This is a genomic window from candidate division KSB1 bacterium (genome assembly GCA_016214895.1).
Classification (GTDB): domain Bacteria; phylum Electryoneota; class RPQS01; order RPQS01; family RPQS01; genus JACRMR01.
Genome location: JACRMR010000003.1, coordinates 155,486 through 168,335, shown reverse-complemented (window position 1 = coordinate 168,335; position 12,850 = coordinate 155,486). Strand labels below are relative to the sequence as shown.

The window sequence follows — 12,850 nt, the reverse complement described above, 5'->3', positions numbered from 1 at the left end:
CCCGCGCGGCCGGAATCGGAGCATCGGCTCTCCCCCCACATCTTGTGGGGGGCTGGGGGGGTGCGCGTCGGCGCGCTTCTTCACATCCTCGCGACTTCCCCCTTTCTGCCCAGCCCCTTGGCCCTAAAGTTGCGATTTTGTTCAAGATGATTATCTTAGTTGAATAGCTATGCGCATCCTGATCGCCATCCTCGCCGTTTGGGTAGCCGCCATGATCGGCTACCTCGCATTCGAACAATTCTGGTCCGGGGGAACCGGATCCGTGCTCGTGCGGTCCGATCCGCCCGGCGCTGAGATCCTGCTCGACTTGCGACCAACGTCGATCCTCACCGAAGGTCTGCTGGCTAATCTGGCTGCGGGAGAACACTCGATTACCGTCAAGTTAGATCAGCATCTGTCCGTTCCGTTCGTTCAAGTCGTCAAGGTCCGCGCCGGGAAGGTCGATACCGTTGCCTTTCGCTTACAGCCGCTGGCCGAGGGCAAGCCCGTCCCCCGCAGCACGCCACCGCCGGAGCTGTCCACGGCTCCGGAGACCAGACCGGACACACTACTGGCACGACTGCTGAAAGAACGGGCCGAGGAACAGGCCAGCCTGGAAGCCCCGCCGCAGATCGAACCTCCGAAACCGCCGGTCACGGAGAGCGAACCCCCGGCCGCCGCGCGCGAGCCGCTCTCCCCGCCCGTCGAAACGCAAACCGGAACGATTGAGATTTCAAGTTCGGTACCCGGTGCTCGCATTCTCGTCAATGAAGCCCTGACCGAATCGGTGACGCCCGCCAACCTCGATCTGCCCTTCGGCATGTACGTGATCAGTCTGCAGCTCCCCGGCCACCATTGCGATCCCCGCGAACATAGCGTTCGCATCAGTCGTTCCAATTCGCGCCAGTTCGTCTTCTTTACGCTCGAACCGATCGCCCAAAAGGAAATCAGCATCTCGACCGAGCCGGTCGCCGGCGAAATCTTCCTGGACTCCGTCAGTGTCGGAACCGGCAACGCTGTGGTGACGCACGAGTTCGGAGTGTACAACATCAGCTTCGGCGAGGTCGAAGGCTATCATACGCCCGAACCCGTCCGACTCTCGATTACTCCCAGCAAACCGCGACCCGAGGTCAAGGGCGTTTATGTCCGGGAGTTCAGGGTCTCTGCCGCCGCCGAGGCCGGAGCGCCCGCCGTCAGCGGCGACGCGCAGGTCAGCGTCGGTGTGTACACCGAAGCCGGCGGCTTCCAGCCCACCACCGCCGAAGGCCCGCGCATCCGCGATATCCCCGGGACCACGAAGCAAGGATGGGAGCTCGCCATGGGCGATCCCAACCGCAACCCGCCCGGCGAAGACTATCTCGAGTTCAGCTTCGAATTGCCCGCCGATCAACCGCTCGAAACGGACCTCAAGCTCCGCCTGTACCTGTACCGCTCCCCGCGCCGCTATCCCCTCTCGCTCGGCGGCAAAAGCGAATTGATCGTCACCGTCAACGGCCGCAGCTTCCTCCCCGCGTACGCCCCGCGACTCAATACCGATGCCGCCGCGCAGGACCGCTTCGAAGAATGGTCGCTGCAAGCCACCCTGACCCGCGGTACGAATCGCATCGTCATCCGCTCCGCCCCCGGAAACACCGTCTATCATTACCTGTGGAAGATCGAAGTTCTCTGAATCGCCCGATGACAAAACTCCGCGACAACATCCGCCAATCTCTCCGCGATTCGTCCGTCCTGCGGTTCATGCCCGGCATGGGCTGGACCGAAGTCGTGCGCGTCCTCATCATCACCAATGTCGCCGTCTTCGCCCTGCAGGAAATCCTGCAAATTCAGGACACGCTGGCGCTGAACTTCGGCCTGGTCCCCCGCCTGTTCTTCGCCGGGAAGATCTGGCAGGTCTTCACCTACATGTTCCTGCACGGCGGCATCGGACATATCTTCTTCAACATGCTCGCGCTCTGGATGTTCGGCTCCATGCTCGAACGCGAATGGGGCTCCCGCGAATTCGCCAAATACTACCTGCTCACCGGACTCGGCGGCGGCTTGTGCTACGCCCTGTTCAACATCGGCTCTCCGATCCCCACTGTCGGCGCCTCCGGCGCCATCTACGGGTTGCTCGCCGCCTATGCGATCATCTTCCCCGACAACATCATCTATGTCTGGTTCGTGATCCCGCTCAAAGCCAAGTGGTTCGCCCTGATCTTCGGCGCCGTCGAATTCTTCTCCAGCTTCAACACCGGCAGCGGCGTCGCGCATCTCGCGCATCTCGGCGGGATGGTTATCGGTTACCTCTATCTCAAACGCGCCAAGTTCATGCCGTCCGTCTTCAAAAGCCGACATGAACGCGAGCACGATACCATCCGCAAACGCTGGCAGGAAGAACACCGGCTCGATGAAATCCGCCGCGAAGTCGATGACCTGCTCGAAAAAGTCAGCCGCGTCGGCTTCGACGGACTCACCCGCTCCGAACAAAAACGACTCGAACGAGCCAGCGCCATCCTCCGCGAAAAAGAACGCCTCGATTAGCTCGCCGCCGAGCCGGGCGTCCCCGCCCGGCCGGAATCGGAGAGTCGGCACTCCCTGCGGCGGCACGTCTCTTGAGACTTGACGTGCCCCGCTCTTTCTTCGCCGAGCCAGCCGTCCCCCGCCGAGCCGGGCGTCCTCGCCCGGCCGGAATCGGAGCGTCGGCACTCCCTGCGGCGGCACGTCTCTTGAGACTTGACGTGCCCCGCTCTTTCTTCGCCGAGCCAGCCGTCCCCGCAGAATCGCCGCCGAGCCGGGCGTCCCCGCCCGGCCGGAATCGGAGCGTCGGCACTCCCTGCGGCGGCACGTCTCTTGAGACTTGACGTGCCCCACTCTTTCTTCGCCGAGCGGTGTCTCAAGGTCTCGCCGCAAACCGTATCTTCACCGCTTCGTCTTTCCACCGCCCCGGATGAACATAACGACTGGATCTCGCATGCGTCCCCTACTCTTCCTGATCGCTATTCTTGTGCTTAACTCTCTCCTGTTCGCCGGTGGACTGTCCGCCGGACTCATCGCGTGGTACGCCGCGCACGGCGAGTCCGAGCGCGCCCCCGTCATCATTTGTCTGATTGACCGCATCAATGCCGGCACGGAAATCGGCGTCATGGCTCGCGCCGGTGTGCCGCTGAATCAGGTGCACGAACGCTTGCTCGATCAACTGAAAAACCGCGCCGCCACCGCGCAGCCGCCGGTACGCAAGTCCCTCGAGATCCTCGAAACCACGGCCATGGCCCGCAACATCCGAACGTTCTGGATCGGCAACATGTTCGCCGCCGAACTGACCAGGACCGGAGCCGAGCTGATTGCCAACATGGCCGAAGTCGCGGAAGTCGGACTCGATGAAGATATCACGCTCATCCCGCGCGTCGCGTCGCAGGACGCGACACCACTCTCCAACAACGTCGAACTGAACTTGCGCGCCGTCGGCGCAACCGAGAGTTGGAGTCGCGGCTGGACCGGCCACGGCCGACTGCTCTGCATCATGGGCGAAGCATTTGCCAAACCGAATGCCGCGCTCGACGGCAACCGGCAGACCAAGTTCGCCCCGCCAAATACCGCGCTGTTCGATCCGCTCGGCTTGCGCACCGATCAGTATTGCGGTGACCTCTCCGTGCGCGCCCTCAGTGTCATGTGCGGCGTCGATCCCGCGCTGCACGACACGCTCGGCGTCGCTCCCGCCGCGCACTGGATCGGCGCCGATCTGTTCGTCTGCGGAAAATCGCGCTTCTCCACGCTGCTCAAATCGTACGAGTGGGCCGTCGATCCGGACGGCAACAGCCAGACGATGAGCGACGTGCCCGATGCCATTCTCAATGCCTGGCAGCTCGACGCCCCGTGCCTCGGCGGACTGCCGGCGCTGGCCGCGACCGCCTTCGCCAATGTCGAAGCGCTCGGCCCGCTGCTCGTCTTCGCCGCGAACAACAGCGACAATCAACTCGCGACGATGAACGGCCCGGCCGCGCTCGAAGGATTCCTCGCCGTCGGCAGCGTGGACGCGCGCGGCATGCGGCCCGAACATGATCCCGCCAGCGCGCACGGTCCGTCCGGTTGCGATGGTCGCGTCATCAAACCCGAGCTCGTCGCGCCCGGTCGCGATGTGCGCACCGCCAGCCGCGATGTTCCGGCGGGTTACGCGCGCACCAGCGGTTCGATCATCGCCGCCGCGCATGTCGCCGCAGCCGCCGCGCTGCTCCGCGAAGCCAACCCCGGGCTCTCCGTATTCGATATGAAGCGCGCGCTGCTGCTCGGCGCCACCGATGCCGGCACGCCCGGACCCGACAACTCGTTCGGCAACGGCATGCTCAACATCCCCGGCGCGCTCGATTTGGCAACCCAGAATTCCAACACCGGATTCCTGCAGGGCGCCGTCCGCTATGGCGGCGAACCCGTCGAGGGCGCCCGCGTGCGACTCAGCGGGTCGTTCGGCGACGTCTATGCGACCACGAACAGCGGCGGCGCGTTCCGCTTCGATCATATCATCGCCGATCAACCGTACACGATTCGCGTCGGGCGGTTCGGCTTCCTGAACTACGAATATCCCGAGCCCGTGACCGTTCCGGCCCGCGGCGGTATCGACCTGATCGTCAATATGACCCGCGGCTTCTATGATGATGTGGAAGAGGATCAGGGTTGGCTGCTGGGCGATCCCGAAGACAATGCCACCGGCGGCGAGTGGACGCGCGCGCTGCCCGTCGGCTCCAAGGCCAACGGCGCGTACGTCCAGCCGTCCTATGCCAACAGCGGCAAGCTCTGCTTCGTCACGGCGAATGCCAATGCGGAGTCCGCCGAACCCGGCAGCGCCGACGTGGACGGCGGCAGCACCTCGCTGCGCTCGCCGCGCTTCAGTTTGATCGAACTCGCGGAACCGGAATTGAATTTCTCCTATTGGTACTCCAATGACAAGGGACCGAGTCGCGGCGATTTCTTCCGCGTGCAAATCTCCAATGATGGCGGTCTCAAATGGGTGAACCTCGTCAACACCGCGAGCAGCACGGTCGGCTGGAAGCAGACCACGATTCAGCTCGCGGACTTTGTCGTCTCCACCAACAACATGGTCCTGCGCTTCGTTGCCGAGGATGCCGCGCCCGCGTCGCTCGTCGAGGCGGCAATCGATGACATCACGATCATCGGCGCGCCCACCGTACCCGAACCGCCGCGTGACCTGATGATCGACGTGCAATTCGATCAGGTCGTGCTCGCGTGGCGACCCTCCGCTGATGCCGGTTCGTACAAGATCTATCTGTCCGGCACACCCGACGACATCATCACCCCCGAGCATTACCTCACCGGCACCACGGACACAACGGTCACGATTCCCATGACCTCGATCCCGTACGACCAATTCTACTTCCAAGTCACGGCCGTGCGGTAACAGGCTGAAGGGGCACTTGGAGACAAGTGCCGCCAAGCCACGGACTCTCGCCCGAGGGGGCACTTGGAGACAAGTGCCGCCAAGGGGTCCGACTCGATAGCTCTTTTTTGACAAAACGAAATGAGGGTTACTCGCGGGTGGGAAAGGACTTAAGCGTGTTGGAGAGGCGTTGATTGTAGAGCGAAAGCAGGCGGTTGTGGAGGATACGAAGCTGCCGTTCGATGCGGACATCGTAACGGGAGAGGCGGTCGAGGTGAGGGAGAATGGATTGATCGGGGCCTTTGTGCAGAGGAAGAATCTCGAAGGAGTCGGACTCGAGTTTGTAGAGGCGGAGCATGCGGAGGTGATGCACAGCCATGCGGTCCACAATCAAGCGTTCGTAGGCAGTCTCCGGCTCGTAGAATTTGCACAGGCCGCGACGGATTTGGGAAAAGGCGGTCCGCTCAGATGGCTTGAGGCCGTTCAGGAATACCTCGTCGGTGGCGGAGAGGCTGTGCTTGACGGCGTTCAAGCGGGACCGCTGCTTGCCTGCTACGGACTTGGGGCCGGTTTGGTGGTGAAGGCGAGAGGCGGTCGGGTGAAGGATGGGGAGAAGGGAAGTGGACATGGGGGGAGAAATACTGTTTTTGTGTTCAATTCTATGGGTGTAATATACAACGTTTTTTGACTAAAGTCAAGTACTTTTTTAATATTGTGCAAGGTGTTGACATGCATGGGGATGGCCCGGACACAGCCCTTGGCGGCACTTGTCTTCAAGTGCCCCTTCGGGAGACAGGGTGCCGGACCGAACACGTTTGGACTACGCCAAGAGTTTTTTCCGATGGGGCACTTGAAGACAAGTGCCGCCAAGAAGAGAACTCTCGCCCGATGGGGCACTTGAAGACAAGTGCCGCCAAGAGGAATCGTCCGATGGGGCACTTGAAGACAAGTGCCGCCGAGCCAAGAACTCTCGGCCGAAGGGGCACTTGGAGACAAGTGCCGCCAAGAGGAGAACTCTCGCCCGATGGGGCACTTGAAGACAAGTGCCGCCAAGAGGAGAACTCTCGGCCGAAGGGGCACTTGAAGACAAGTGCCGCCAAGCCACGAACTCTCGGCCGAAGGGGCACTTGGAGACAAGTGCCGCCAAGAGGAATCGTCCGATGGGGCACTTGAAGACAAGTGCCGCCAAAGACTTCTGTGCCGCCAAGGAATGATGTGAAACATGCTTCGTAGGCACAAGCGGTTAGCGTTTGCGGGAAGTGTGCATTTCGTCACGACGGTTACGAGCGTTCGGGGGCAGTGGTTCGTGGTTCCGTCCATTTGCACGGAAATGCTCGAGATATTTGAACAGCATCGCAGGGACACGGGAGTGATATGCCTTGGTTATGTGCTGATGCCGGATCATCTGCACGCACTCATGTTGCAAGAAGTCGATGGGGCGATTGTCTCAGAATTCATGCGTCGATTCAAGCGCAAGACCTCGTTTCCGTTTCGACCAGCCGAGTATCCTGAGCGTGATCTCTGGCGGAGGAGATTCGATGACAACTACATCCCCGGACCGGATGCGATGCACTTGAAGTTGAACTACATGCACCACAACCCGGTCAAGAAAGTTTTCGCGGAAACCGCTGAGGCCTACCCTTGGTCAAGTGCGCGGGATTACCTGTTGAATCAGCCGGGACTCGTTACGGTTGCCAAAGAGAAGTTGCCGCCGTTGATGCCGTGATTGCTGTTTGTTTCTCCCGATGGGGCACTTGGAGACAAGTGCCGCCAAGAAGAGAACTCTCTCCCGATGGGGCACTTGAAGACAAGTGCCGCCAAGAAGAGAACTCTCGCCCGATGGGGCACTTGGAGACAAGTGCCGCCAAGAGGAGAACTCTCGGCCGATGGGGCACTTGGAGACAAGTGCCGCCAAGAGGAGAACTCTCGCCCGATGGGGCACTTGGAGACAAGTGCCGCCAAGCCACGAACTCCCGCCCGATGGGGCACTTGAAGACAAGTGCCGCCAAGAAGAGAACTCTCGCCCGATGGGGCACTTGAAGACAAGTGCCGCCAAGAGGAGAACTCTCGCCCGATGGGGCACTTGGAGACAAGTGCCGCCAAGAAGAGAACTCTCGCCCGATGGGGCACTTGGAGACAAGTGCCGCCAAGAAGAGAACTCTCGCCCGATGGGGCACTTGGAGACAAGTGCCGCCAAGAGGAGAACTCTCACCCGAGAGGGCACTTGGAGACAAGCGCCGCCAAGATAAATAATGAACTCCCCTTCGCCCATGACCACACACCCTGTCCATCGTAAGCATCCGGCGGGATTGCCGGTGCTGTTCTTTACCGAAATGTGGGAGCGGTTCAGCTTCTACTGCATGCTCTCGATCCTGACGCTTTATATGGACGAGAGCCTCGGCTTCTCCAATGACATCGTCGGCCAAATCTACGGCGGCTATATCGGGCTGGTCTATTTCACGCCGCTGATCGGCGGCTGGATCGCGGACCGCTTCACCGGCTTCCGCAAAGCGATTCTGATCGGCGGCGTCGTGATGGGACTCGGCCATCTGCTGCTGGCGTTCTCGCCCTTGCCCACCTTCTTCGCCGGACTGATCTGCCTGATCATCGGCAACGGCATGTTCAAGCCGAATATCTCCACGATCCTCGGCAACCTCTATCATGACATGCCGGAGAAGCGCGACGATGCCTACAACATTTTCTACATGGGCATCAACCTCGGCGCGCTGGCCTCGCCGCTGGTGGCAGCCTATTTGCGCAATAACTTCGGCTGGCACTATGCGTTTGGCGCGGCGGGGATCGGGATGATCATCTCGCTCGCGATCTTCATCGGCTTCAAGCGGCATATCATCGCCGGCGACATCACCCCGGGCACCAAAGCGACGCAGGTCCGCAAGCACGGTATTCAGCTCACGCCGAAGCAGGAGCGCGAGCGCGTCACCGCCCTGATGCTGATCTTCGCCGTGGTGATCGTGTTCTGGATCGCCTTCGATCAGAACGGCTACACACTCACGTTCTGGGCGCGCGATAATACCGATACCAGTATTTCGCCGGAGATCTTCCAGTCCATTAATCCGTTCTTCATTCTGCTGTTCACACCGCTCCTGGTGCGGTTCTGGACGTTCCTGCGCGATCGCAAGCGGGAACCCGCCACCGCGTCAAAAATTGCGATCGGCATGCTGCTCACCGCCGCGGCCTATCTGATCATGACCACGGCAGGGTTCGTCGGCGGCGATACCGGACGCGTAAATGTGGGCTGGCTCGTCAGCACCTATGCCATGATTACGTTCGCCGAATTGTGCCTGTCACCGATGGGACTCTCGCTGGTCTCCAGACTCGCGCCGCCGCATAAGCAGGGGATGCTGATGGGCGCGTGGTTTGCCTCGACCGCGATTGGCGGCTGGCTGTCCGGACAGGTCGGCGTCGGCTGGGATAAGATGGCCCACAGCACGTTCTTCCTGCTGCTGGTCGTCGCGTCGCTCATCGCGTTCGGCGTGTTGATGCTGCTGCTTAAGCGGATTCACGGAACCATCGACGAAGCCGAACGGATGGAGGCCGCGGCGAAGTGAGCCGGTGCGTGGGATTCCGGCGGGGACACAGTCCCCGCTCGGCGGAAATGAAAATGGGGTCAGCCGAGCGGCTGACCCCGTTGTCTTTTTTGTTTCGCCAACTACTATGGACGGAGACGCAGATTCAGCTCGATGTCCTGCGAACTGGCAATCGCGATCGTCGTGTCGGTATCCTGAAAACCGGTGCGCGTGGCCGTGACCCGAACCTGCGTCAAGGTTGCCACACCGGTCGGCCCGTTCTGCGTGTCGCGCAGGGAGAGGAGCTCGCCCGCCGCACAGTCGAAGGTATATGCGCCGTTATTGTCCGACGTCGCCAGCGCGGGCTGCGCATGCATCGCGTTGCGGTCGGCGATGTTGTAGATTACCGTGCCGCTGTTCGAGTAGTCGCCCGCGCGGAGAGCGTAGCGATAGAGTCCGTTGGCACGGCCGGAGAACGATACGTCAAGCGTCCGCGAACCCGCCGCCTGCGTCCCGTCCACCAGTGTATCCGCGCGACCGCTGCCCGACAGCCCGAACGTGAGCAGCGTGCTGGCGGCTTCACGCAGGCTGTAAAGAATCGTGGCGCTGGTCGTCGCCGGATTGGGATAGGCCTGACCCAGCGACCATTGCGGAATCTCCGGCGCGCCGTTGCAGTCGTGATTGCACTCATCGAATACCATGCGCTGCTCGCTGGGACCGCCGGGCAGGTCGATCACCCGACTGGTCCACAGCACGTCGCCGTCGGCGCAATAGATGCGGCCATAGAAGAGATTGGGCACGAATTCGTCCATCGTCGTGTTGAAGACGTCTTCCGCGTAAAATGTGCCGGGATCCAAACCTGCGAGGCGCTCGCCGTTGATGGGAAGCTCGTTGATGTTCACATAGCCGGGGCCGTCGCCTTCGCACGACGGCGCGTTCGGACAGATCGGCGGCTGAAGGTCGGCGGCATCGGCGCCGTTGCCGTTAGCGTCCCAAAAGATTTTGACGAGTATTCCGTCGGAGAGCGGAATCGAATTGTCACACTGCGTGGTCAGCACTTGTTCCGTATAGAAAATCGCCGCGGACGGAAACAGCGGCTCCGACAGGGCGCCGCCCTGCGTCAGCGGATAATACACGCGCAGCGTCGCGTCCGAAAGCGGTACGCCGCTGGAATCGGAGATCACGCCGTGAATCCGCGCGAGGGCCGGGGGAATCGCCGCCGGTCCGCCGGTGTCCCCTTCTTCGTCCTTCTCCCGACAGCTCACCAGCTGCAGTACCGTTAGGACCAGCGGCACGATCGTGACATACCACCCGAGCTGCTTGTACAACTTGCGCATTCCACTTACTCCCTTTGCATTTGAATTGAAACCTCACGCCGGACACCGGGATCGAGATTCTGCGTGATGGACTCCGAACGATACCCGGCCTTGATCGCGACGAGCTCGATAATCCGCAATGTGGTGTTTCCCAGCGAATGGGATTGGTCATCGACGAGCGCGATGGTTTGTCCGACGGCGACATTCAGCGCGAAGCTGCCGTCGGACGCCGAGACAGCGAGCGGTCGAGCCGCGCGCAAACGGCCGTCGTTGGGCGTGTTCTTGAGCATGACAATGCGGCTCGTAACCGGTCCGGCGCGCAGGTGAAAATCGTAGATGAGGTTCGCCAACGCGCTGTTGGCAACGGGAATCGCATGGTGCCCCGCGACGAGGGTGAATTCGCCCAGATCCCAGACCACCGAATCCGCGTCGTGCGCCGTGACCCAGAGGTGGACGTCCATGGGAACCGCAAGATCGAAGGCCACGCGGGTCGTGTCCGCGTACGGATTCGGGAAGTTCTGCGAGAGTTGCGGGTCTTCATCGAGCGTCGGCGGGTTACGGGACTCCCGCGCCGGAGCTCCGGAGTCGATCCGGTACACAACATGGAAAGCGACGTCGATCAGCGGCTGACCGTCCGCTTCGTCGGTTACCACACCCATCACGCGGGCGTGGCCGGCCGGAATCGGATCCGGCTGCTCGTCGCTCGACCTGTCGCAGGAGCCAAGCAAAAGTGCGGCGATCAGCAGTTCGAGGAGCAGGCAACGAGACATGGAACGACGATGGTGAGGAATACGGCTAAGCGGGGTTAAAACGTGACACGTGAAAGCCGAAGTCGAGCGGAGCACGTCAACGGCTCAAGCATGTGCCGCGGCGGGGCCGGATTCCGATGCCGGGCAGGTGGAGACACCTGCCGCGGCGAAGAAAGAATGGAATCCCGGCGCGGCAAGGACCCCCATCTAACTTCCCCCATGAAATGGGGGAAGAACCCGATCCGATTCTGGGCAGGTGGAGACACCTGCCGCAGCGAAGAAAGAACCCCCCTATAGTCCCCCCTTGGAAGGGGGGACGGGGTGCGGACAGGATTGACGGTGAACTCCGAACTCGTGGCTGAGCGAAATTCCGGCAGGGAGGGAATCCCTGCTCGGCGGAAGACACCTGCCGCGGCGAAGGCTTAGCGCTCGTCAACTTCGCTTTCGCGAGAAGGTTTGACGACGCCGGGATTGGGCGGGTTCTCATAGCTCTCGTCCATGCCGGTCAAGCTGATGATGACGATCTCCGGCGAAGCGCCGAGACGCATCGGCGGACCCCAGTAGCCGATCCCGCAGGTCGTGATCACGTTGCCGCCGGGCGTGGGGTACAGGCCGTGAAGATAGGGAAACGCACGCTTGACGAGATAGTTGAACGGCCACATCTGGCCGCCGTGCGTGTGACCGCTGACGACGAGATCCGCGCCCGCTTGTGTCGCGCGATTGACTTCGGCGGTGCCGGGTGTATGATCGAGCAAAATGGTCGGCAGTGCTTTGGCGCGCGGTCCGAGCACCTGTTCCACCGGAGGACGCGGCAGCCCCATCTGGCCCGCGGTGCGATCTTCAATTCCGGCGATCAGCAAGCCGTTCGGCAATTCGACCTGCGAATTCATGAGCACGGTGACGTTGCTGCGCGCCAGCAAGTCGAGCGCGCCGCCGAGCCCGATGTAGTATTCGTGGTTGCCCGTGGTCCCGAACACGCCGAGCGGGGCCGTCAGTCGCGCAAAATACGGCGGTAGATTTCCGAGCAGCCGGGCCGGAGCATCGATGATGTCGCCGGGAATCAGAATCACGTCGGGCTTCAGCGAGTTCACCTGCTCAACCATGCGGTTGAGCTGTCGCTCGTTGACCAGAATTCCCGCGTGCAGGTCGCTGACGAGCACGATCTTCAGCTTGCGCAGTTCGTCGGTGATGCTTTTCACCGGAACCTTGAAGCGCACAAGCTCCGCCGGGGCCGCCGCGCGCCAGAGCGCATAACCACAGAGCAGCGTCGCCGCCGCAATCGCCAGCAGGCCGACATTGCGACCCAGCGCGGCCTGATTGAGGGGGCCCATGCGCGCCCACTCGCCGGTCATGACCAGCCCGGCTTTGACCAGCATGCCGGTCAGTCCCATCCAGAAGAACTGCAGCATGAAGCCCAGCCACACGCAGGAAATCCAGTGCGCGGTCGTGACCAATTGCCACGGCGCGCCGGAGTATTCGAGATTGCGCGCGATGAGGTAGGAGACCGCAAGCAGCGTCGCAACGCCGCGCAACAGCCACAGCAGTTGCGGCGCGGTAATGCCAAACGCGGCAACAAAACGTGCGTACAGAAACCAGTGAATCAGACCGGAAATCGAAAGCGCGACGGCGATGAAGGTGATCACAGAGGCGGAGTTGGAAGTCTAAACTTGAAACGTGAAACTTGAAAGCCGATTCCGGGTAGGTGGAGACACCTGCCGCGGCGAAGAAAGAACCCCCCTGTAGTCCCCCCTTGGAAGGGGGGACGGGGTGCGGACAGGATTGACGGTGAACTCCGAACTCGTGGCTGAGCGAAATTCCGGCAGGGAAGGAATCCCGGCGCGGCGGAAGATACCTGCCGCGGCGAAGAAAGAACCCCCCTATGGTCCCCCCTTGGAAGGGGGGACGGGGTGC

Annotated in this window: 9 protein-coding genes; 6 read left to right on the top strand and 3 right to left on the bottom strand. The window is 61.7% G+C overall.

The window, feature by feature from the left end; genetic code table 11:
• Nucleotides 1–169 precede the first annotated feature (169 nt).
• The 6 genes from HZB60_02705 (at nt 170) to HZB60_02680 (ending at nt 8,916) form a co-directional block, all read left to right on the top strand.
• Nucleotides 170–1,648, top strand: a complete 1,479-nt coding sequence (locus tag HZB60_02705; GenBank protein MBI5058676.1) for a hypothetical protein — start codon at nt 170–172, stop codon at nt 1,646–1,648.
• Nucleotides 1,649–1,656: 8 nt separating this feature from the next.
• Nucleotides 1,657–2,499 carry a rhomboid family intramembrane serine protease gene (locus HZB60_02700; protein ID MBI5058675.1) on the top strand — a complete coding sequence of 281 codons (843 nt, stop codon included), beginning with the start codon at nt 1,657–1,659 and terminating at the stop codon, nt 2,497–2,499.
• A 430-nt stretch (nt 2,500–2,929) separates the two neighbouring features.
• A complete protein-coding gene (locus tag HZB60_02695) occupies nt 2,930–5,368 on the top strand; it encodes a S8 family serine peptidase (protein MBI5058674.1) in 2,439 nt (812 codons plus the stop codon).
• Between the two features lie 169 nt (nt 5,369–5,537).
• The gene (locus HZB60_02690) at nt 5,538–6,035 is read left to right on the top strand and encodes a hypothetical protein (protein MBI5058673.1); all 498 of its coding nucleotides are present in this window, start codon (nt 5,538–5,540) and stop codon (nt 6,033–6,035) included.
• A 534-nt stretch (nt 6,036–6,569) separates the two neighbouring features.
• Complete coding sequence (locus tag HZB60_02685; GenBank protein ID MBI5058672.1) at nt 6,570–7,073, top strand: transposase; 504 nt, start codon at nt 6,570–6,572, stop codon at nt 7,071–7,073.
• 544 nt (nt 7,074–7,617) lie between these two features.
• Nucleotides 7,618–8,916, top strand: a complete 1,299-nt coding sequence (locus tag HZB60_02680; GenBank protein MBI5058671.1) for a peptide MFS transporter — start codon at nt 7,618–7,620, stop codon at nt 8,914–8,916.
• A gap of 104 nt (nt 8,917–9,020) precedes the next feature.
• Here the strand turns inward: HZB60_02680 and HZB60_02675 are convergent, their stop codons facing one another.
• The 3 genes from HZB60_02675 to HZB60_02665 form a co-directional block, all read right to left on the bottom strand.
• Nucleotides 9,021–10,211: a hypothetical protein gene (locus HZB60_02675; protein ID MBI5058670.1), complete on the bottom strand. Its 1,191-nt coding sequence runs from the start codon at nt 10,209–10,211 to the stop codon at nt 9,021–9,023.
• A gap of 5 nt (nt 10,212–10,216) precedes the next feature.
• Entirely contained in the window at nt 10,217–10,960 is a 744-nt protein-coding gene (locus tag HZB60_02670; GenBank protein ID MBI5058669.1) for a hypothetical protein, read from the bottom strand.
• A gap of 401 nt (nt 10,961–11,361) precedes the next feature.
• Nucleotides 11,362–12,582, bottom strand: a complete 1,221-nt coding sequence (locus HZB60_02665) for a metallophosphoesterase (protein ID MBI5058668.1) — start codon at nt 12,580–12,582, stop codon at nt 11,362–11,364.
• Between the last annotated feature and the right edge of the window lie 268 nt (nt 12,583–12,850).